Genomic DNA, 20,385 nt, shown 5'->3' on the forward strand with positions numbered 1-20,385 from the left:
AAATCGCTACTTGACGATGAGAATGTAATAAATGTAGAATTGACAAAGGTGACGATTTTGATAAGTTGTCATTCTATGACAGGTTTTGTAAAATAAAATAGAGAGTTTTTGGCTTATGCCAAGTTTTCTTTTCATTTACAGTAAAATATATGAATCCACAACATATGTAGAAATGTTGCGGTTTTTCTTTTCATAACTATAAAAGATAAGGATTTGTTAACGGGTAATGAATATGGAATGGTTGGAACAATTATTAGGAAAAGAGTGGAGTCTTGTACCGGCTGGTGGAGTAACGGGCGATGCGTATATTGCGCAAAACGGACAACAGAAGTTATTTTTAAAGCGGAATACATCGCCCTTTTTAGCGGTATTGTCAGCAGAAGGAATTGTTCCAAAATTACTTTGGACAAGAAGGGTAACGAACGGTGATGTAATTTCTGCTCAAAAATGGCTTCCGGGACAGAAGCTAGAGCCAGAGGATATGAAACTAGAACGTGTTGCGAAGCTTTTGAAGAAAATACACTCTTCTAAAGCGCTTGTACAGATGATTCAAAGACTTGGGAAGCAGCCGCTTCACGCACAAGAGTTATTACAACAACTGCAACTGGTTTTAAGAGGAGATATAAGGGATGATGAAACAATTCAGCAAGGCCTTCAATATTTAATGGATTCATTAAAAGATATTGAATACAATGAATTCGTTGTATGCCATTGTGATGTGAACCATAACAACTGGCTATTGTCGGATGAAGATGAGTTGTTTTTAATTGATTGGGATGGAGCTGTAATTGCTGACCCAGCTCTAGACCTCGGTATGTTATTATATTGGTACATTCCGCGCCACGAATGGAGCGAGTGGCTCAAATATTATGATATTGAAATGGATGAATCGCTGCTTAGGCGTATGAGATGGTATGTAATAGCACAAACGATTTTGTCTATGCAATGGCACACAACAAAAAAACAGCAAGCAGAAGCTGAATATTGGCATCAATATTTACAGCAACTACTTGCTTCAGAGTAATACTTAAGAAAAATTGTCCATTCCAGCAATCCACTGAGTAAGTTGTTCTTGATTATTGGAAATGTGGTTGTCCAAATTAGAGGAAGATTTACCCGATTGACTATAAGAATATACATCGTTTAGCATTGCTTTAGCGTCACTACTTATACTATCGTTTGCGAGTAACGATTGAATGAGACGCTCTAATTGCTCGCATTCAGAAACTGTCCCGCAACAATCACTTTGGTGATTGACTAAAATATCTTTCAGCACTTCTAATTGATGTTGTTGATTAATTGGCATGAACGGATCATCCTTTCGATTGTTTTTCTCTTCAAATGTACGAGAAAAAGCTGTTTCGTCATGGAATGTTTAATGCTGTATGTAGTTTTTATCAAAATGGTACATCTTATACTTGAAAGAAACGGACCGAGTGCTCGTACGTACTTGGTTTTTTGTTTGGGAGATTTATTAAAACAGAGAGAAGGAATTATTCCTTTAAAATAGCTATGTAAAGAGAGGGAGACATCTATGCGTTTAAGACATAAACCATATGCAATGGATCGAATTAATGAGTATTCACATATCGTAATTGGAAACCCAGAGGAGCGCGCTGGTAACTGGAAAGAAGTATTTGGAAATGAGCAACCAATTCATATTGAAGTAGGTACAGGTCGTGGCCGCTTTATGTACGATATGGCAAAAGCAAACCCACATATTAATTATATTGGAATTGAAAAATTCACAAGTGTTGTTGTAGATGCACTTGATAAATTAATTGAAGAAGAAGTACCGAACTTAAAGTTAATTAATAAAGATGCTGAAGATTTAACAGTTTTCTTTGCAAAAGGTGAGATTGACCGCGTTTATTTAAACTTCTCAGACCCATGGCCGAAGAATCGTCATACGAAGCGTCGTCTAACGTATAAAACATTTTTACGCAATTATGAAGAAGTGTTAGTAGAAGGCGGAGAAATTCATTTCAAAACAGATAACCAAGGTTTATTTGAATACTCTCTAATGAGTATGGCTGAGTATGGTATGTTATTAACTTACCTGAGCCTAGATCTTCATAATAGTGATTATGAAGGAAACATTATGACAGAATACGAAGAGAAATTCTCAAGTAAAGGTCATCGTATTTACCGAGTTGAAGCAAAATATCGCACAGAGCCTATGCAGTAATGCATAGGTTTTTTTGCAACTAAAATAATCGGAATTTTATGTTAATATTGAAAGGAAAGGGGGATGAAAAATGGAACAGTTACAAATTGGAGATATAAAAGTGACGTGGCTAAAAGGCGGGAACACACATTTAGATGGGGGGGCAATGTTTGGTGTTGTACCGAAAGTGCTTTGGTCACGTAAATATAAACATAATGATACAAATCATATTTATTTACGAACAGATCCGTTACTTTTGCAAACGAAAGACGGTAATATGCTCATTGATTCCGGAATAGGAAACGGTAAATTGAATGAGAAGATGAAGCGAAATCAAGGTGTAACAGAAGAGTCATCGGTTTATAAATCATTAGAAAAACTAGATTTAAAACCTGAAGATATTCAGTATGTCTTAATGACACACCTGCATTTTGATCATGCATCTGGTTTAACGAAATGGGAAGGTGATCACCTTGTACCATCGTTTCCGAATGCGAAAGTTTACGTAAGCGAAACAGAATGGAATGAAATGAGGAACCCAAATATCAGGTCGCGTAATACATATTGGAAGGAAAATTGGGAGCCGATTGTAGATCAAGTTGTTACATTCCAGCAAGAAATAGAAATTACGGATGAAATAAAAATGGCGCATACAGGTGGTCATAGTGATGGGCATGCAGTTATTACTTTAGAAAGCAAAGGTGAAACGATGATTCATTTAGCAGACCTATTGCCGACGCACGCACATCAAAATGTACTATGGGTGATGGCCTACGATGATTATCCAATGACATCAATTGAAAATAAGAAAAAGTGGATGGAGTATGGCGCTGAAAACGATGCTTGGTTTACGTTTTATCATGACGCGTATTACCGTGCAGTAAAGTGGAATAAGGAAGGACATATTGTAGAAAAGATAGAGCGGAAAACGAGTGTAGAAGCATAAAAATAGGAGGTTGTTCCAGAAGCCAGTTGGGGCAGCCTTTTTATTATTTTCGTTTTTTGTCGGTAAGTCGATATATTTAAAAAATCGCTGATATAATTTCAATTACTATCCAAAATTAAAAAATAAGAGGTTCACCTAATGGGAACCCTCCTTTTTATGCTGCTATAACCTCTAAAACAGTACCTGTTTTAGCATCAACTAAAAATTCAAATCGTTCTTGTATATCATCTAACATTGTTGTAAGACCGCCACGATAAACTTCGTATGCGACATCATATTTTTCAAATGCCTCTGGAACCATATGTACCCAAGAGCCAGTAATTTCACCTTTATGACTTAATGCTTGTTTCACCATTTTCAATGCTTTTTCTGAAGAAATATGGGATTGTTCTTGTACTTTGTTTGCAACAAGATAACCAGCTGCGAACCCAACGCCAAGACCTGCTACTAAACCTTTCCAGCTCATATATTCACCTCAATTCTATAAAATAAAAATAGTGTACCAATAATAATTATAAAGCAAATACAGTTAAAAAAGAAGAAACTAGAAACATTTCGAAAATTTCGTTACAATAAAAGAGGTATTCTACTAAGGTTTGAAAGAAGGGGACTTCGTGAATAAAGAGACATTACAATTATTTCGTACGTTAACAGAATTACAAGGTGCATCAGGTTTCGAACATGATGTACGCCGTTTTATAAAGCAAGAATTAAGCAAATATGCGGATGAAATTGTGCAAGACGGTTTAGGTAGCGTATTTGGTCTGAAAAAAGGGGACGAAACTGGCCCACGTGTTCTTGTAGCAGGTCATATGGATGAAGTAGGTTTCATGGTTACGCAAATTACGAAAAACGGGATGCTTCGTTTTCAAACGTTAGGCGGCTGGTGGAGTCAAGTGTTATTAGCGCAACGTGTACAAGTTATGACGAAGAATGGTCCTGTTATTGGGGTTGTTGGTTCTATTCCTCCTCATTTATTAAGTGACGCGCAACGTGCAAAACCGATGGATATAAAAAATATGTTAATTGATATAGGTGCAGATAGCTACGAAGATGCGATTGAGATTGGTGTAAAACCAGGACAACAAATCGTGCCAATCTGTCCGTTTACGCCGATGGCAAATGAAAAGAAAATTATGGCGAAAGCTTGGGACAACCGTTACGGATGTGGCCTTGCAATCGAATTATTAAAAGAATTAAAAGAAGAAACATTACCAAACACATTATACTCTGGTGCGACTGTACAAGAAGAAGTTGGTCTTCGCGGTGCACAAACTGCTGCAAATATGATTCAACCAGACATTTTCTATGCGCTTGATGCAAGTCCAGCAAACGATGCATCTGGTGATAAAACGCAGTTCGGTCAATTAGGAAAAGGTGCTCTTCTTCGTATTTACGACCGTACAATGGTAACACATAGAGGAATGCGCGAATTCATTTTAGATACAGCAGAAACACACAACATTCCGTACCAATACTTTATTTCACAAGGTGGTACAGATGCGGGCCGTGTACATACAAGTAACTCAGGTATCCCATCAGCAGTAATTGGTGTTTGCGCACGTTACATTCATACACATGCTTCTATTTTACATGTTGATGATTATGCGGCAGCAAAAGAACTCATTACGAAGCTTGTAAGAGCAACGGATAAAACGACGTTAGAGACAATTAAGAATAACGCGTAGAGGAGAAGGGCGAAAAACCCTTCTTTTTTTAGGTTGAATAGATGCCCCAGCGGTGTGTGGTGGCGGTTAGTGCTTAATAGGTGCTCGAATGGTGTATTAAGACCGTGGGTAGGAAGAAAGAAGAAGCCTGTTTTTTTGTTTAGGACCAATAATATTGCGGAAAGCCATCTTCTTTTATAGGTAAAAGGGATTCCACTGTGGTGTGTGATAGTGGTTGGTACTTAATTTGTGCCGAAGCGGATATTGGATGGAACAAAATGATGAATTTTTATAGAGGTGAACGAAATGAAAGTAGTAGTTGGATCGAAGAATAAAACGAAAGTTGGTGCTGTGGAGAAGGTTTGGAAAGATGCTACAATCACATCTCTTTCTGTTCCTTCAGGGGTAGCAAATCAGCCGTTTACAGATGAAGAGACGATGCAAGGAGCGGTTAATAGAGCGAAGCGAGCGCTACAAGAAGGAGAAGCTCAAATTGGTATTGGATTAGAAGGTGGCGTAATGAAAACGGAGCACGGTTTATTTATGTGTAACTGGGGCTCGCTAGCAACAAATACCGGTAAAACATTCGTTGCAGGCGGTGCACGTATTAAGTTACCAGATGATTTTTTAGCACCTCTTGAAGATGGCAAGGAGTTAAGTGAAGTGATGGAAGAGTTTGTACAAAGAAAAGATATTCGTAGTCACGAAGGTGCTATCGGTATTTTTACAGATGATTATGTCGACCGCACGGAATTATTTGTACACGTTGTTAAGTTACTTGTTGGGCAATATAAGTATGACGAAAAGCAAGCATAAACCTTGCACCATGCGCGATGTATGGTAGTATAAAAGAAAGATTATAACATGAAAAAATGCACTCGTTAGAGGAGGAAATATAGATGAAATCATTAGAAAGCATGGAGCAATTCCAACAATTGAAAAATGAAGAGAATGTAGTCTTTATGTTCTCAGCAGAATGGTGCCCAGACTGCCGTTTTGTAGACCCGTTTATGCCAGAAGTAGAAGAGAAATATAGTGATTTCTCATTTTACTATGTAGATCGTGATGAGTTTATTGATCTATGCGTAAAATTAGACGTATTTGGCATTCCGAGCTTTGTAGCGTACAATAAGGGTGAAGAAACAGGTCGCTATGTAAACAAAGATCGTAAAACACAAGAGCAAATCGAAGAGTTCATTGAAGGTTTAAAATAAGGCAATTTGCCAATTGAATTGTAAAACAACCTCTACCTTCGCGGGGGAGGTTATTTTTTTGGAAGGGAGGAAAAAGAGATGAAGATGACAAGTAAAAAGATGAAAGACGAGTTAATGAAGAAATTATCTCGCCCAGAATGGGACTTTCAGTATGATAGCGAGAAAGAAGTTCTACGTATAGAACAGAAAGACTCGAAAAAAGGTATTAACGTATCGCTTCCAGGAGTTGTGGCAAAATGGGAAGTGAATAAAGAAAAAGCAATTGAAGAGGTTGCTTATTACGTACAAGAAGCGTTAATTGCGATGCATAAAGAAGAAAATAGCGCAGCGAAAATTTTACCTGTTATTCGCTCTACTTCTTTCCCGAAACAAGCAGAAGAAGGAAATCCGTTTATTATGACGGATCATACGGCGGAAACACGTATTTACTACGCGTTAGATTCGAATAAAACGTATCGACTCATTGATGAGCGTCTATTACAAAAATTAGAACTTACAGAGCAACAAGTGCGTGAGATGGCATTATTCAACGCTCGCTCATTAGGTTATGAATTTAAACAAGAAACAGTAGCAGGGAATACATTCTACTTTTTAAACACAAATGATGGGTATGATGCGACGCGTATTTTAAACGAATCGTTACTACAATCGATGCGTGAAAAGATTTCTGGTGACATGGTTGTTGCTGTTCCTCACCAAGATGTATTAATTATTGCTGATATCGTCAACGAAATCGGTTATGATATTATTGCACAAATGACAATGAAATTTTTTGCCGAAGGGCATGTTCCGATTACATCACTTTCATTCATATATGAAGATGGAGACTTCGAGCCAATCTTTATTTTAGCGAAGAATCGGAAGAAGACAGATGGAAAAGAGAAAGGATGAACGAAGTGAACGTTTTTTACAACCTTGAAGGAATTGGTGACACTCTAATTGTTGCCTTACAAGATATTACTTTAGAGAACCGTACTTTTGATCGCAAAGGAGATGTTGCACGCGTATACGATCGTGAAGGCAATGTAACAGCAGGATTCAACATCTTTAATGCGTCTTCTTACTTAGAAGTAAAAGAAACAGGTAACCTAACATTAACGAAAGAATTTGTAGAAAAAATCAACGGAATTTTAGCGAAGAACGGCTTTGAAGAAACAGTAGAAGCAGATCTTTCTCCAAAATTTGTTGTAGGCTATGTAGCTGAAAAAGAGAAGCATCCAAATGCTGATAAGCTAAACATTTGTAAAGTAGAAATCGGTACAGAAACATTACAAATCGTATGTGGCGCACCGAACGTTGATGCAGGACAAAAAGTTGTCGTTGCAAAAATCGGCGCTGTAATGCCAAGCGGTATGTTAATTAAACCAGCTGAACTTCGCGGTGTTCCTTCTTCTGGAATGATTTGTTCAGCACGTGAATTAGAGCTTCCAGATGCTCCACAAGAAAAAGGTATTCTTGTATTAGAAGATAGCTTTGAAGTTGGACAAGAGTTCAAATTTTAATTGATGTAAGAAAAGAGAGGTTGTCCTTTTGGACAGCCTCTCTTTTCTGTTGAATCATTGATATATTGCGAGTTGTGACAGATATATTCAAAAAATCGTTCATATGATAAGGATGTCACCTTTTTTCTCAAAAACTATATTGTATTTTATAAACAAACTAGTTAAAATTTAGAAAAGTAGAAGGGGATAGACGTATGAAACAACAACTAAAAATCGCAGAACTTCTGAAACGAATTGAAACTTCAAAACAGCAAGATATCGAACTAGGTTCCTATGAAATATATGTGTTTAGCGAAAATGAATTAGAAAAAGGACAAATCGGTTATCGATATGATAAACATAAAAATTCATTAATAAGTGAAGAACATGGAAAATGGAAAGAAGAATGGATTGTTATCGGATACGAAACAGATATGGGGGATCCGATTTTCGTAAATATGGCTGATGGTGCGTATTTAGTTTATACGGCAGAGCGTGGTACAGAAGCGTGGCAACCCGTTCATATTGGAAATATGGATGAGATTATAAAACAATTATAAAAAACTTTGAGACCGGTGCAAAGTGATGGGAGAAACACATGAAGTATATAAAAATAATGAGCATAATTGTATTCATTGGAATATATATGGGAGGTTGTTCGCAAGAAGAGCCGAAAAAAGAAGTAACATCTTCTATGCAGGAAAAAAAACAAGATAACAGGGAAGACGCACCGGTAGAAAAGCAGCAAGAAGAACAAGAAAAGAAAGAAGAACCGCAAGCAGTTCAAACGAATGAGCAAGTGGAGCAGAAGCAGGAGGAAGTGCCGGCCGAGGAAAAGAAAGAGGAAGCTACGCCAGCGCAGCCAACAGAGCAACCGCTGCAAAATAATGAACAAAAAGTAGAGAGTAATGAAAAACAAGGAAAGTTTCTTGTTGTTATTGATCCGGGGCATCAACAAAAAGCAAATTTAAATTTGGAGCCGATCGGGCCAGGAGCAACGACGCAAAAATATAAAGTGACAGATGGTACAACTGGTGTTGTGACGAAAAAAAGAGAGGCTGTTCTTGTATTAGAAATGGCTTCCGTATTAAAAGAAAAGTTAGAAGCAAAGGGAATACAAGTATTAATGACGAGAACGTCACAAGATGTGGATATAAGTAATAAAGAACGCGCGACATTTGCGAATGATCATAAGGCGAATTTATTTTTACGTCTTCATGCAGATGGCTCTGAAAATCCGAATCAAAGTGGATTTGCTGTATTAACGCCGGCAGAAGGAAGTCCGTACACGAAAGAGATTTATGCTGAAAGTCTTCAAATCTCTCAAACGATTGTAAATAAAATGAGAGAGAATCATCAAGTGAAAGTAAATGGAATTAAATTCAGGGATGACCTTTCTGGATTTAATTGGGCAAAGGTTCCTGGCGTACTATTAGAACTTGGATTTATGTCAAATTCTGAAGAAGATAAAAAATTATCTGACCCACAGTATGTAAATTCTTTATTGCAAAGTGTAACGGATAGTGTAGATGAGTATCGGAAGAGTGAAGCTTAAACGCAGTCTTACATGGAAGGCTGCGTTTTTCCATATGAAAACACTCGTAAATTAGAATGTTGTGGATAAATATGACATGCTTAATTTTACCTGCACTTTTTGCCGAATGCTGATACAATAAAGGATGTTACTATTTAGTAGAAAGAGTGGTAAGCATGTTAGATTGGATGAAAAAGCTGTTTAACAAAGAGGAAGAACAAACAGCGATAAATAAAGAAGTACCAAAGCAAATCGAAAGTCAGCCGAAGATCCCTCGTGTAAACCACTACACTGAAGCAAGAGAAGCACAAATGGCAAGTCGGAATGCAGGTAAATGCCGTTTTCCATTAGTACCGGATAATGGGTTTGATGAAGAGGATGTTATAGCAACAGGGCATTTTGAAGAACAACCTGTTCAAGTTGTAACATATGAAAATCAGCCTACTCAAAAAGGGATCAAAGTGGAAAGAAGTAGACGACAGTATGTGGAAAAGGTAGTTTCTACATATGAAGAGCCGGCAGTACAATATGAACCGGAGAGAGAGCCTGTCGTAAAGAAAGCATCTGCACCTTCGCAAGAAAGTAACCGTAGACCATTTCGTCCAACAGAAATGATCTCGCCAATTTACGGATATAATCGTCCTTCTGTAGAGAAAAAGGTAGAAAAGCAGGAGGAAAAAAAGGAAAGAGAAGATCTTGAAATATCTGTAGAGGGCAAATCAGTCGTTGATGCATGGTTAGAGAAAAAAGGATATACATTATCTGATTTCTCAGAAGGACAAGCAACGAATTCTTCCAGTCATGAAGGTGTTGATCAGCGAGATCAACAAAGTAAAAAGGAAGAAAAGTCAGTTGTCGATCAATGGCTAGAGAAAAACGGTTATGAAACTGAACGCCAAGAGCCTATAGTAGAAGAAAAAGAAGTGGTTCAAGAAATTAGTGCACAGCAGGCAGTTCCAGCGGGTGAAGTACCTCATCAAACAATTGCTGAGCGTATGGAAGATGCTAAGCAAGAAAGTGATGTAGTGGTCAAAAACATTCTACAAACAGAATTAGTAGATTCTAAAGTAGAGCACGAGGATACAATATTATCAGAAGAAACTAAACGTAATACAGAAATAGAACAACCTACTATTGAAGTAGAAAAGCAAGCTCCAGAAGAATCAGTGATTGTCAAAGCAGAAGAAAAACTTGAAGAAACAATCATCGTGGAAATACCAGAAGAAGTGGAAGTAATTGCAGAAACAGAAGAGTCAGAAGAAGTGGAAGTAATTGCAGAAGCAGAAGAGCTAGAAGAAGTGGAAGTAATTGCAGAAGCAGAAGAGCTAGAAGAAGTGGAAGTAATTGCAGAAGCAGAAGAGCTAGAAGAAGTGGAAGTAATTGCAGAAGCAGAAGAGCTAGAAGAAGTGGAAGTAATTGCGGAAGCAGAAGAGTTAGAAAAAGTGGAAGTAATTGCGGAAACGGAAGCGCCAGAAGAAGCAGAACCTGTAGCACTTGAGGAAACACAGCAAGAAATGGTTTTAAATGAAGCAATTGAACAAACGAATGAATTCATACATGTTGCAGAGGCTGAAGAACAAGCGAAGAAAGATGTTCAAAGCTTTGCGGATGTTTTAATTGCAGAAGAACAACGAGTTGTAGAAGAAGCACCGATTGCGGAAGAGCAACGAGTTGTAGAAGAAGCACCAGTTGCAGAAGGACAACGAGTTGTAGAGGAAGCACCGATTGCGGAAGAGCAACGAGTTGTAGAAGGAGCACCAGTTGCAGAAGGACAACGAGTTGTAGAAGAAGCACCAGTTGCAGAAGGACAACAAGTTGTAGAAGAAGCACCGATTGCGGAAAAGCAACGAGTTGTAGAGGAAGCACCGATTGCAGAAGGACAACAAGTTGTAGAAGAAGCACCGATTGCGGAAGAGCAACGAGTTGTAGAGGAAGCACCGATTACGGAAGAGCAACGAGTTGTAGAGGAAGCACCAGTTGCAGAAGGACAACAAGTTGTAGAGGAAGCACCGATTGCAGAAGAACGACAAGTTGTAGAGGAAACACCGGTCTCAGAAGAGCAACCAATTGTACAAAAAGAAGAACCAAAACGTCAGAAAAAGCGCCATGTCCCATTTAATGTTGTTATGTTGAAACAAGACAGAACGCGATTAATGGAAAGACATGCGGCTAGAGTAAATGCAATGCAACCTTCTATGAGTGAACGAGTAGAGAATAAGCCTGTCCAACAAGTGGAAGAAAAGCCAATGCAGCAAGTAGTAGTGGAACCACAAGTGGAAGAAAGACCAATGCAACAAGTGGCAGTAGAACCACAAGTGGAAGAGAAATCAATACAACAAGTGGTAGTGGAACCACAAGTGGAAGAGAAACCAATGCAGCAAGTAGTGGTGGAATCACAAGTGGAAGAACGTCCAGTGCAGCAAGTGGTGGTAGAGCAAGTACAAAAGCCAACTTCAAGTACGGAAGTACAAGAGAAAGCATATGTTGTAAATCAAAGAGAGAACGATATGCGAAATGTATTGCAAACACCACCGACATATGCAATTCCGCCATTAACACTGTTGTCAATTCCGCAGCAGGCAGCGTTAGATAATACGGAATGGTTGGATGAACAGAAAGAATTATTAGATACAACATTTAATAATTTCCACGTTGGTGCACATGTTATTAACGTATCGCAAGGTCCAGCGGTAACTCGTTTTGAAGTACAGCCAGACCCAGGTGTGAAAGTAAATAAAATTACAAACTTAAGTGATGATATTAAACTGAGTTTAGCAGCGAAAGATATTCGTATTGAAGCACCGATTCCAGGGAAGAGTGCGATTGGAATCGAAGTTCCAAATAAAGAAAGTAAGCCAGTATTCCTTCGTGAAATTTTAAGAAGTCCTGTGTTTACAAAGAGCGAATCACCGCTTACAGTTGCGCTAGGACTTGATATTTCAGGCGATCCAATTGTAACGGATATTCGAAAAATGCCACATGGACTTATTGCGGGTGCAACGGGTTCTGGTAAAAGTGTGTGCATTAACGCAATTTTAACGAGCATTTTATATAAAGCGAAACCGCATGAAGTGAAGCTAATGTTAATCGATCCGAAGATGGTTGAGCTTGCACCATACAATTCTGTTCCGCATCTTGTAGCACCTGTTATTACGGATGTAAAAGCAGCGACAGCTGCATTAAAGTGGGCGGTTGAAGAAATGGAGCGTCGTTATGAATTGTTTGCGCACGCTGGTGCTCGTGATTTAACTCGTTATAATACGATTGTAAGTGGGCGAGAAATTCCAGGAGAGACATTACCTTATATCGTTATTGTCATTGACGAGTTAGCCGATTTAATGATGGTAGCACCTGGTGATGTTGAGGAAGCGATTTGTCGTATTGCGCAAAAAGCACGTGCTTGTGGTATTCATTTATTAGTAGCAACGCAGCGTCCGTCTGTAGATGTTATTACAGGTTTAATTAAGTCAAACATTCCAACGCGTATTGCGTTTACTGTATCATCTCAAGTTGATTCGCGTACGATTATTGATATTGGGGGCGCGGAGAAATTACTTGGCCGTGGTGATATGCTATTTTTAGGAAACGGTACGTCTAAACCAGTTCGTGTACAAGGTGTATATGTATCGGATGATGAGATTGAGAAAACAGTTGATCATGTGAGAAAGCAAATGAAGCCGAATTACTTATTTAAGCAAGAGGATTTATTAGCGAAAACAGAACAAGCTGAGTCGGAAGACGAATTGTTCTTTGATGCATGTCAATTTGTTGTAGAACAAGGGGGAGCGTCCACATCTTCTGTACAGCGAAAATTCCGCATCGGTTATAATCGCGCGGCACGTCTCATTGAAGAGATGGAATCGCAAGGGATTATTTCTGAAGGAAGAGGAACGAAACCGAGAGATGTCCTTATTTCTGAGGATGAATTCGCTGCTATGCAGGAAACAAATGTATAGTAAACGGTTTTGCTGTATACTAATAGAAAATGTTGGATAGTAAAGTAGGGAGTAAAGCGACATGAAAGAAATTGAATTAAAATTAAAAGGTGAAATAAATAGACTAACAAATAGAACATTTAAATTTGACGAACGTGTTGGAGAAGGTTGGTTCTCCGCCGTTTACTTTTTAAAGACTAGAGAAATCATTGAAGAATTTCGCCCGAAAAGTGTTGTGACGATGCAATTTTTCCAAAAGGAAAATGCAGTTCTTTGCGGAACAGATGAAGTGATTGCGTTGCTACAAACATTTGCCAAAAATCCTGAGGAACTTGAAATTAATTCTTTAAAAGATGGCGATAATATTAGTCCGTTTGAAACAGTGTTAACAATTCATGGTCCTTATGAAAATTTCGGATTTTTAGAAGGTGTCATTGATGGGATTTTAGCCCGTCGTACATCAGTTGCGACAAACGTATATAACGTTGTCCAAGCTGCGCGTAGCGTAGATAAAGAAAAACCAGTTATTTTCATGGGAGATCGTGACGATCATTATACGCAACAAGCTGGTGACGGTTATGCAGCATACATCGGAGGTATGAGCGCACAAGCGACGCATGCGATGAATGAATGGTGGGGTAGAAGTGGTATGGGGACAATGCCTCACGCATTAATTCAAATGTTTAATGGTGATGTTGTGGAAGCGGCAAAAGCATATCATAAGAAATTCCCAGAAGATGAATTAGTTGTATTAATTGATTACAATAATGATGTCATTACAGATGCACTTCGCGTAGCGCGTGAATTTGGATCAACATTAAAAGGTGTACGTGTAGATACGTCGCGCACGATGATTGATCAATACTTCATTCGCCATCCAGAAGTACTTGGAACATTCGATCCACGTGGTGTAAACCCATCACTTGTATTCGCACTTCGTAAAGCACTTGATGAAGAAGGATTCCAGCATGTAGACATCGTTGTAACTGGTGGATTTGATGAGAAGCGTATTCGTGAATTTGAAGCTCAAAACGTACCTGTTGATATATACGGAGTAGGAAGTAGCTTATTAAAAATGAATATTGGCTTTACTGGTGATAACGTAGAATTAAATGGAAAACCAGAAGCGAAAGCTGGTCGTAAATATCGTCCAAACCCACGTCTAGAGCGTGTTCAATTAGAAAAAAGAGAAGATATGTAAAAGAGAGAAAAACTGATAGGTGATTGACCCTATCAGTTTTTCTGTTATCATAGTATAGCGGCTTCTTTTTTGCTATAATGGATTTGTTATGGACATAAAAAAGAAGTACGTACGAGTTTATCCTGATAAGTGAAGGGAAAGAATAACTTCACTACATCAAAAATGTATGATGATTACCAAAATAAGAAAAGATTCATATACTGTCTTATAGATAGGCCGTTGTATTAGTTCGAAATGTTGGAGGTTCTTTAAGATGACAGTTTACCATTTTGTAGGAATTAAAGGAACAGGAATGAGTTCATTAGCTCAAATTCTTCATGACATGAAGCATACTGTTCAAGGGTCTGATTATGAAAAGCGTTTCTTTACACAAACAGCGTTGGAAAAGCGTAATATCTCGATCCTTCCTTTTGATAAAAATAATGTAAAAGAAGGACAAGTGATTATTGCAGGAAATGCATTTCCTGATACGCATGAAGAAATTGTAGCAGCAAAAGAATTAAACATCCCAGTACATCGTTACCATCACTTCTTAGGTGATCTTATGAACCAATACACAAGTGTTGCTGTAACTGGTGCACATGGAAAAACATCAACAACTGGTTTGTTAGCCCATGTAATGCAAGGTGCACACCCTACATCTTACCTCATTGGAGATGGAACAGGGCATGGGGTAGAAAATAGTAAGTATTTTGTATTTGAAGCTTGTGAGTATCGTCGTCATTTCTTGTCTTACAATCCAGACTATGCAATTATGACAAACATTGATTTTGATCATCCAGATTATTTCTCAGATATCAATGATGTATTCAATGCATTCCAAGAGATGGCATTGCAAGTGAAAAAAGGTATTATTGCATGTGGAGATGATGAAGAACTTCAAAAAATTCAAGCGAAAGTACCTGTTATTTTCTATGGATTTGGAGAAGATAATGATTTCCAAGCACGTAATATTCAAAAGAGAACAGATGGTACTATTTTCGATGTATTCGTTCGTAATACGTACTATGACACGTTCAAAATTACAGGATACGGCAACCACAGCGTATTAAATGCATTAGCAGTAATCGCGCTTTGCCATTATGAAAACGTTGATGTAGAAGCAGTTAAGCATCAGTTAACAACTTTTGAAGGCGTAAAACGTCGCTTTAATGAAAAGCCAATGGGAGAGCAAGTTATTATCGATGACTACGCACACCATCCGACAGAAATTAATGCAACGATTGAAGCAGCTCGTCAAAAACATCCAGAGCGTGAAGTTGTCGCTGTATTCCAGCCGCATACATTCTCACGTACAGAAAAGTTCTTAGATGAGTTCGCTGAAAGCTTAAGCAAAGCTGACCAAGTATACTTATGTGATATTTTCGGATCAGCGCGCGAAAACAAAGGTGAATTAACAATTGAAGATCTGCAAAAGCGTATTGACGGTGCAGAACTAATTACAGATACAACAACGGATGTATTAAAGAAACATAAAAACGGCGTTCTAATTTTCATGGGCGCAGGAGACATCCAAAAATTCGAAGCAGCTTACGTAAAAGAAGTTCAAGTTGCAGAGAAGTAATAGAAAAGACGTATAGCTGTGGCTGTGCGTCTTTTTTTGTTGTGTTCGATATATTTTAAAAAGCGTTAATCTGTTGATATTGTTTATTCTTTTTGTATAGTTGTTTTAATAAAAAGATATATAGTGAACTAAAAAATACATATCCGATTAAATAATAGAATGAAAACATATCGAATTGTTTTGTTATCATAATTCGAATAGCGAAAAAAGTAAACGGAAGAGCGATTAAAAGCCTTGAGCTAATGGAAATTATTGTTTTAAAGTATTTTAATAAATCTATATTCCAATGGTTTTCTCTAAAGATAAACCAAATGTTGCTTGCAATAAAGGCTAGTAAAAATGGTAAATTTGCAGAAAAATTTATAAAACCGAGTACAATAGGCACTGATAAAGCGCCGAGTGGAGCGATAGATAGGCCGGAATAATATTTAATAAATGTATTTGTAGATTGCTGTGCATCTTGAATAACATCTGTATATTCTCCTGCAATTTCCTTTGCTAATTCTTTTGGAGGAAGAAATTCTTCAATCACTTGTGAAGGAATGCTCGCTAATGGTATCCCTTCACTTTCTTTACATAATGCATTTTCATATAAATCCGATTTGATCTCTAGCACATGTTGTTCTCTTGCTGACGTAGGTAGGTTCATTAAACCTTTATGAAGATCGTGTAAGAAAGAAGTAATGAGTTCATTTGAAAAGAATTGTTCTTTATTCATTTTTTATCCTCTCCTTTAGCTAGTAACATTAGAGCATGATACACTGCATCATAATCATGTAAGCGACTATTTAAAATTTCTCTCCCTTCGTCTGTAATTCGATAGTATTTTCTTTTTGGGCCATCACCGGACTCTTCCCAATAGGAAATAGCCCAATTGTTTTTCGTGATTCGATTTAATATGGGGTAAATCGAACCGTTTGGGATATGAAACACAGGGATATCTTGTAATGTACTTGTAATTTCGTATCCGTACATAGGTTGTTTACTTATTAAAGACAAAATAGCGAGATCAAAAACACCTTTACGTAATTGAATTATAAAATTATCATTTTTTTCCATACTTTAACTATATATGACTCATATCTAGATATCAATCATATATAGTGGTTGTTCATATATAAAATTCAAAAGAAAGTGTGAATATTTAACAATTTACATCTGTAAGTGTTAGAATAATAAGAAAACTGAAAGGGAGCTAAAAAACATGTTCACACTTCGAGTAGACGATGAAATCGAATTACAGTTATTAGAGAAGCATCATAAAGAGGAACTATATCAATTAATAGACCAAAACCGTAATCATTTACGAAGATGGCTTCCTTGGGTAGATGGGATGAAATCAGCTGGTGCGTATGATGAGATTTGTCCGATGTGGTTAAAGAAGTTTGCAGAGGGAGACGGTTTTGAAAGTGGCATACGTTATAAAGGAAAGCTCGTTGGGATGGTAGGCATTCATCCGGTAAGTTGGGGAAAGAAAGCGGCCAGTCTCGGATATTACCTGGCAGAAGATGCTGGTGGGAAAGGTATTATGACGCGTAGCGTGAAAGCTGTACTTCACTATGCATTTGAGGATTTAAAATTAAATAAAGTGGAAATTAGATGCGGTGTTGAAAATGTGAAAAGCCGCGCTATTCCAGAGCGTTTAGGTTTTAAGTTAGATGGTATTTTAAGAGATGATGAATGGCTATATGATCATTTTCACGATATCGCTGTATATAGTTTACTAGCTTCAGAGTGGAAGGAGATTCGATGAACGAGAAGATACGTATTATTCCGTATGAAAGTACGTTTCAAGATGAAGTAGTAGATCTTATCGTGCATATTCAGCAAAAAGAGTACAATGTCCCCATTACGAAAGAAGAGCAGCCAGACCTGCTTGAAATAGAAACATTTTATCAAAGGAATCATGGAAACTTTTGGGTAGCAACTTATGATGATAAAGTAGTTGGAACAGTAGCTTTATTAGATATTGAGAATCAGCAAGTAGCGTTAAGAAAAATGTTCGTAAAAAAAGAATTTCGCGGAAAAGAGTGGGGCGCATCATATAAGTTGCTCCAAACAGCAATTTCGTGGGCTGAGAATAAAAAGCTGAAAGATATTTACTTAGGAACGACAGTGAAGTTTTTAGCAGCGCATCACTTTTATGAAAAGAATAATTTCCAAAGTGTGAGTATAGACGAGTTACCAAAAAGTTTTCCAGTGTTACAGGTAGATAAGAAATTCTATAGGTACATTGTTTGAAAAGGTCATTCAGAAATGGCCTTTTTTTATGAACTAAAATGGAAAAAGTGGTATAATTTGGGGTAGGGGGTGCGTGTATGAACATTCCGATTCAAAGAAGTAAATCGGTAGTAATTTTCGTTTGTCTCACGTTAGTTTTTATGTTCGTATATCCACTTGTCATGATTATCTCAAATAAAGAGCAGTGGATGTCTGCGTTAATTGGAATGGGTTTATGTTTCCTTGTAAATGTACCACTCGTTTGGGAAGTATTTATTAAAAAGCATAAAGTAGAAAATGGTGTATTAAAGTACGGCATTTTAAATAACGATATTGTATTGAAAGAGATACGAATGGTTCGTCAAGTTGGGAAATCCCTTGAAGTTACGACGAATGCATATAAAGTACATATAATTGCGATGCCGCAAAATATGGAGCAGTTTTTGGAGCTTGTAGAAAAAGAGAACCCACATGTGAAAATAGAAATGGTAGGTAAAAAATGAAATATGTAAAACCTTTATTCTGTTTAGAAATTTTGTTTGTGCTTGTTGGTTGCACTAGAGTATATATGAAATGGGATCTGCCTCTATATGTACCAATATTAATAGGTACTATCGCAGTGGCGCTTTTATATTATTTTCATTTTCAGCAAACAAAAATTGAGAAAAGTAGCTCTATGTAGTACAGAAGGGTTAGAAATGAAAAAAATCTGTATGTTGTTTTTGTTTCTGATAACAGCATCCTTTCTTGTAATAGGGTGTAGTACGAAGAAGGAAAAGGCAGATATGAACTTAGAAAAGGCACAAAAGGTTGAAATTGAAACACTTACGGATTCAAGTGATAAAAAAGTAATTACTGATAAGAAAGAAATTGAAAAGCTGTTTGAAGTCATGAAAATGGATAAGTGGGAAATGCAGTCGGCTCCTTTAGATACTCCGCAAGGGAAAACATTTAAAATGTACCAAGAGGATACAAAAAAATTATCGGAGTCGAGTAATGATAAAAAAGAGTTACATGAAATTGGTACGATGACAGTATATAAAGATGTCCCTTATGTCGAAGTTGAAATGAAAAATAAGAAAATGAGTTTTAAAGTGCCAGAAGATGTGGCGAAAGATTTATTAAATTATTAATAATAAAAACGCTCGGAGAACATCCCGAGCGTTTTTATTATTATTTTAAGTTCTCTGGGTTTAAAGCTTCTAGTTCAGATACAACGAAGCGTCCGTCTTTACGGATTAGTACGTCGTCGAAGTAAATTTCGCCGCCGCCGTATTCAGGGCGCTGGATGCATACTAAATCCCAGTGAATGTTCGAGTTGTTGCCGTTCCATGCATCTTCGTAAGCTTGTCCAGGTGTAAAGTGGAAGCTGCCATCGATTTTTTCATCGAATAGGATGTCTCCCATTGGATGTAAGATGTATGGGTTTACGCCAATTGCGAACTCACCAACGAAGCGTGCGCCTTCGTCTGTATCGAAGATTTTGTTAATGCGCTCTGTATCGTTTGCAGTTGCTTCAACGATTTGACCGTTCTCAAATTTAAGTTGTACATTTTCAAATGTATAACCGTTGTAAGGAGATGGTGTGTTGTAAGAAACTGTACCATTAACAGAATCGCGAACTGGTGCAGAGTATACTTCACCGTCTGGAATGTTTAAATGACCGGAGCATTTAATAGCTGGAATATCTTTAATAGAGAATGTTAAGTCAGTTCCAGGGCCAGTTAGGCGAACTTTATCAGTTTTATTCATTAATGTAACAAGGCTATCCATCGCCTTATCCATTTTACCGTAGTCTAAGTTACAAACTTCGAAGTAGAAGTCTTCGAAAGCTTCTGTGCTCATTTTAGCAAGCTGCGCCATAGAAGCATTTGGGTAGCGAAGAACAACCCAGCGCGTTTTCGGAACGCGGATGTCTCTATGAACTTTCTTACCAACTGTTTGACCGTGAATTTGCATTCTTTCACTTGGCACGTCAGCTTGTTCGTTAATGTTATCGCCAGAGCGAAGACCGATATAAGCGTCCATATCTTTCATTACGCTTGCTTCATATGCAGCGATTTGTTCAAAATGTTCTTCAGTAGCACCCATTAATAAAGAGCGATCTACTTGATGATCTTTTAAAGAAACGAAGGGGAAACCACCAGCTGCATATGCTTCTTTTACAAGTGCAGTTACAAGTTCTTTTTGTAAGCCAAAGTTTTCAATTAATACTTTTTCGCCTTTTTGTAAGCGGATAGAGTAGTTAATTAAATTGTATGCTAACTTTTCAATGCGTGGATCTTTCATATGTAAAGCCTCCCTACTAATTATGTATCCTCTCCTATTGTAACCTACTTAGTGGAATTTGTTGAATCATTTATGTTAAAGTTAACGAATAAGTATGAAAATTCTAATGAAAAGATAGGGATTAGAACGAAACGGAAAATGATTGTATAATAGGGGAAAGTATGAAA

General features: G+C 37.5%; 23 protein-coding genes. 18 read left to right on the forward strand and 5 right to left on the reverse strand.

The annotated features are described in order from the left end of the window. Positions 1-226 precede the first annotated feature (226 nt). The gene (locus QCI46_RS03855; RefSeq protein ID WP_087984845.1) at positions 227-1,024 is read left to right on the forward strand and encodes a phosphotransferase family protein; all 798 of its coding nucleotides are present in this window, start codon (positions 227-229) and stop codon (positions 1,022-1,024) included. A 3-nt stretch (positions 1,025-1,027) separates the two neighbouring features. Here the strand turns inward: QCI46_RS03855 and QCI46_RS03860 are convergent, their stop codons facing one another. Further along, complete coding sequence (locus QCI46_RS03860; protein WP_001122236.1) at positions 1,028-1,306, reverse strand: YtzH-like family protein; 279 nt, start codon at positions 1,304-1,306, stop codon at positions 1,028-1,030. 228 nt (positions 1,307-1,534) lie between these two features. Here QCI46_RS03860 and trmB point away from each other — a divergent pair, with 228 nt between their 5' ends. Then, on the forward strand, positions 1,535-2,188 hold the full coding sequence (gene trmB, locus QCI46_RS03865; protein WP_001239384.1) for a tRNA (guanosine(46)-N7)-methyltransferase TrmB: 654 nt from the start codon (positions 1,535-1,537) through the stop codon (positions 2,186-2,188). A 70-nt stretch (positions 2,189-2,258) separates the two neighbouring features. Continuing rightward, positions 2,259-3,113 carry a YtnP family quorum-quenching lactonase gene (locus tag QCI46_RS03870; protein WP_353839631.1) on the forward strand — a complete coding sequence of 285 codons (855 nt, stop codon included), beginning with the start codon at positions 2,259-2,261 and terminating at the stop codon, positions 3,111-3,113. 154 nt (positions 3,114-3,267) lie between these two features. Here QCI46_RS03870 and QCI46_RS03875 read toward each other — a convergent pair whose 3' ends face one another. Beyond that, complete coding sequence (locus QCI46_RS03875) at positions 3,268-3,579, reverse strand: PepSY domain-containing protein (protein WP_048540743.1); 312 nt, start codon at positions 3,577-3,579, stop codon at positions 3,268-3,270. A 148-nt stretch (positions 3,580-3,727) separates the two neighbouring features. On the opposite strand from QCI46_RS03875, the gene QCI46_RS03880 reads away from it, so the two are divergent. The 10 genes from QCI46_RS03880 to murC all read left to right on the forward strand — a co-directional run bounded on the left by QCI46_RS03880 (position 3,728) and on the right by murC (position 15,709). Beyond that, positions 3,728-4,801 (forward strand): M42 family metallopeptidase, encoded by a 1,074-nt coding sequence (locus tag QCI46_RS03880; RefSeq protein ID WP_353839632.1) that lies wholly within the window; start codon positions 3,728-3,730, stop codon positions 4,799-4,801. Positions 4,802-5,086: 285 nt separating this feature from the next. Beyond that, complete coding sequence (locus QCI46_RS03885) at positions 5,087-5,596, forward strand: DUF84 family protein (protein WP_353839633.1); 510 nt, start codon at positions 5,087-5,089, stop codon at positions 5,594-5,596. A gap of 83 nt (positions 5,597-5,679) precedes the next feature. Further along, positions 5,680-5,994 carry a thioredoxin family protein gene (locus tag QCI46_RS03890; protein WP_000838193.1) on the forward strand — a complete coding sequence of 105 codons (315 nt, stop codon included), beginning with the start codon at positions 5,680-5,682 and terminating at the stop codon, positions 5,992-5,994. A 78-nt stretch (positions 5,995-6,072) separates the two neighbouring features. Further along, a complete protein-coding gene (locus tag QCI46_RS03895) occupies positions 6,073-6,885 on the forward strand; it encodes a DUF1444 domain-containing protein (protein WP_353839634.1) in 813 nt (270 codons plus the stop codon). Next, complete coding sequence (ytpR, locus tag QCI46_RS03900) at positions 6,882-7,496, forward strand: YtpR family tRNA-binding protein (RefSeq protein ID WP_353839635.1); 615 nt, start codon at positions 6,882-6,884, stop codon at positions 7,494-7,496. The genes QCI46_RS03895 and ytpR overlap by 4 nt, the downstream gene beginning before the upstream one ends. A gap of 194 nt (positions 7,497-7,690) precedes the next feature. Beyond that, complete coding sequence (locus QCI46_RS03905; RefSeq protein ID WP_353839636.1) at positions 7,691-8,035, forward strand: thiamine transporter; 345 nt, start codon at positions 7,691-7,693, stop codon at positions 8,033-8,035. Between the two features lie 38 nt (positions 8,036-8,073). After that, entirely contained in the window at positions 8,074-9,030 is a 957-nt protein-coding gene (locus tag QCI46_RS03910) for an N-acetylmuramoyl-L-alanine amidase (protein ID WP_353839637.1), read from the forward strand. Between the two features lie 155 nt (positions 9,031-9,185). After that, positions 9,186-12,965, forward strand: a complete 3,780-nt coding sequence (locus tag QCI46_RS03915; RefSeq protein WP_353839638.1) for a DNA translocase FtsK — start codon at positions 9,186-9,188, stop codon at positions 12,963-12,965. Positions 12,966-13,026: 61 nt separating this feature from the next. Further along, the gene (locus tag QCI46_RS03920; RefSeq protein WP_000658380.1) at positions 13,027-14,145 is read left to right on the forward strand and encodes a nicotinate phosphoribosyltransferase; all 1,119 of its coding nucleotides are present in this window, start codon (positions 13,027-13,029) and stop codon (positions 14,143-14,145) included. A 253-nt stretch (positions 14,146-14,398) separates the two neighbouring features. Continuing rightward, positions 14,399-15,709, forward strand: a complete 1,311-nt coding sequence (murC, locus tag QCI46_RS03925) for a UDP-N-acetylmuramate--L-alanine ligase (RefSeq protein ID WP_000219461.1) — start codon at positions 14,399-14,401, stop codon at positions 15,707-15,709. 55 nt (positions 15,710-15,764) lie between these two features. On the opposite strand, the gene QCI46_RS03930 is transcribed toward murC, so the two are convergent. Further along, a complete protein-coding gene (locus tag QCI46_RS03930; RefSeq protein WP_353839639.1) occupies positions 15,765-16,427 on the reverse strand; it encodes an HAAS signaling domain-containing protein in 663 nt (220 codons plus the stop codon). Further along, a complete protein-coding gene (locus tag QCI46_RS03935; protein WP_353839640.1) occupies positions 16,424-16,768 on the reverse strand; it encodes a PadR family transcriptional regulator in 345 nt (114 codons plus the stop codon). Before QCI46_RS03935 ends, QCI46_RS03930 begins: the two co-directional genes overlap by 4 nt. Before the next feature lie 145 nt (positions 16,769-16,913). On the opposite strand from QCI46_RS03935, the gene QCI46_RS03940 reads away from it, so the two are divergent. The 5 genes from QCI46_RS03940 (at position 16,914) to QCI46_RS03960 (ending at position 19,062) form a co-directional block, all read left to right on the forward strand. Next, complete coding sequence (locus tag QCI46_RS03940) at positions 16,914-17,462, forward strand: GNAT family N-acetyltransferase (protein ID WP_098089137.1); 549 nt, start codon at positions 16,914-16,916, stop codon at positions 17,460-17,462. After that, the gene (locus tag QCI46_RS03945) at positions 17,459-17,950 is read left to right on the forward strand and encodes a GNAT family N-acetyltransferase (protein ID WP_353839641.1); all 492 of its coding nucleotides are present in this window, start codon (positions 17,459-17,461) and stop codon (positions 17,948-17,950) included. The genes QCI46_RS03940 and QCI46_RS03945 overlap by 4 nt, the downstream gene beginning before the upstream one ends. Before the next feature lie 77 nt (positions 17,951-18,027). Further along, positions 18,028-18,432 carry a PH domain-containing protein gene (locus tag QCI46_RS03950; protein ID WP_353839642.1) on the forward strand — a complete coding sequence of 135 codons (405 nt, stop codon included), beginning with the start codon at positions 18,028-18,030 and terminating at the stop codon, positions 18,430-18,432. Continuing rightward, entirely contained in the window at positions 18,429-18,611 is a 183-nt protein-coding gene (locus tag QCI46_RS03955) for a hypothetical protein (protein ID WP_353839643.1), read from the forward strand. The genes QCI46_RS03950 and QCI46_RS03955 overlap by 4 nt, the downstream gene beginning before the upstream one ends. A 16-nt stretch (positions 18,612-18,627) precedes the next feature. Beyond that, positions 18,628-19,062, forward strand: a complete 435-nt coding sequence (locus QCI46_RS03960; RefSeq protein WP_353839644.1) for a hypothetical protein — start codon at positions 18,628-18,630, stop codon at positions 19,060-19,062. Positions 19,063-19,102: 40 nt separating this feature from the next. Here QCI46_RS03960 and QCI46_RS03965 read toward each other — a convergent pair whose 3' ends face one another. Then, positions 19,103-20,218: an aminopeptidase gene (locus tag QCI46_RS03965; RefSeq protein ID WP_046956172.1), complete on the reverse strand. Its 1,116-nt coding sequence runs from the start codon at positions 20,216-20,218 to the stop codon at positions 19,103-19,105. Positions 20,219-20,385: the final 167 nt, after the last annotated feature.

The sequence above is a fragment of the Bacillus cereus group sp. RP32 genome (assembly GCF_040459735.1).
In the GTDB taxonomy this organism is placed as follows: Bacteria; Bacillota; Bacilli; order Bacillales; family Bacillaceae_G; genus Bacillus_A; species Bacillus_A wiedmannii.

Bases quoted from the DNA above. Each gene is read 5' to 3' on its own strand.
- QCI46_RS03960 (WP_353839644.1), top strand. From the start codon at position 18,628: ATGAAAAAAATCTGTATGTTGTTTTTGTTTCTGATAACAGCATCCTTT.
- QCI46_RS03935 (WP_353839640.1), bottom strand. From the start codon at position 16,768: ATGGAAAAAAATGATAATTTTATAATTCAATTACGTAAAGGTGTTTTT.
- QCI46_RS03875 (WP_048540743.1), bottom strand. From the start codon at position 3,579: ATGAGCTGGAAAGGTTTAGTAGCAGGTCTTGGCGTTGGGTTCGCAGCT.
- QCI46_RS03870 (WP_353839631.1), top strand. From the start codon at position 2,259: ATGGAACAGTTACAAATTGGAGATATAAAAGTGACGTGGCTAAAAGGC.
- ytpR (WP_353839635.1), top strand. From the start codon at position 6,882: ATGAACGAAGTGAACGTTTTTTACAACCTTGAAGGAATTGGTGACACT.
- QCI46_RS03955 (WP_353839643.1), top strand. From the start codon at position 18,429: ATGAAATATGTAAAACCTTTATTCTGTTTAGAAATTTTGTTTGTGCTT.
- trmB (WP_001239384.1), top strand. From the start codon at position 1,535: ATGCGTTTAAGACATAAACCATATGCAATGGATCGAATTAATGAGTAT.
- QCI46_RS03860 (WP_001122236.1), bottom strand. From the start codon at position 1,306: ATGCCAATTAATCAACAACATCAATTAGAAGTGCTGAAAGATATTTTA.
- QCI46_RS03930 (WP_353839639.1), bottom strand. From the start codon at position 16,427: ATGAATAAAGAACAATTCTTTTCAAATGAACTCATTACTTCTTTCTTA.
- murC (WP_000219461.1), top strand. From the start codon at position 14,399: ATGACAGTTTACCATTTTGTAGGAATTAAAGGAACAGGAATGAGTTCA.
- QCI46_RS03920 (WP_000658380.1), top strand. From the start codon at position 13,027: ATGAAAGAAATTGAATTAAAATTAAAAGGTGAAATAAATAGACTAACA.
- QCI46_RS03945 (WP_353839641.1), top strand. From the start codon at position 17,459: ATGAACGAGAAGATACGTATTATTCCGTATGAAAGTACGTTTCAAGAT.
- QCI46_RS03910 (WP_353839637.1), top strand. From the start codon at position 8,074: ATGAAGTATATAAAAATAATGAGCATAATTGTATTCATTGGAATATAT.
- QCI46_RS03950 (WP_353839642.1), top strand. From the start codon at position 18,028: ATGAACATTCCGATTCAAAGAAGTAAATCGGTAGTAATTTTCGTTTGT.
- QCI46_RS03890 (WP_000838193.1), top strand. From the start codon at position 5,680: ATGAAATCATTAGAAAGCATGGAGCAATTCCAACAATTGAAAAATGAA.
- QCI46_RS03905 (WP_353839636.1), top strand. From the start codon at position 7,691: ATGAAACAACAACTAAAAATCGCAGAACTTCTGAAACGAATTGAAACT.
- QCI46_RS03965 (WP_046956172.1), bottom strand. From the start codon at position 20,218: ATGAAAGATCCACGCATTGAAAAGTTAGCATACAATTTAATTAACTAC.
- QCI46_RS03855 (WP_087984845.1), top strand. From the start codon at position 227: ATGAATATGGAATGGTTGGAACAATTATTAGGAAAAGAGTGGAGTCTT.
- QCI46_RS03915 (WP_353839638.1), top strand. From the start codon at position 9,186: ATGTTAGATTGGATGAAAAAGCTGTTTAACAAAGAGGAAGAACAAACA.
- QCI46_RS03940 (WP_098089137.1), top strand. From the start codon at position 16,914: ATGTTCACACTTCGAGTAGACGATGAAATCGAATTACAGTTATTAGAG.
- QCI46_RS03885 (WP_353839633.1), top strand. From the start codon at position 5,087: ATGAAAGTAGTAGTTGGATCGAAGAATAAAACGAAAGTTGGTGCTGTG.
- QCI46_RS03895 (WP_353839634.1), top strand. From the start codon at position 6,073: ATGAAGATGACAAGTAAAAAGATGAAAGACGAGTTAATGAAGAAATTA.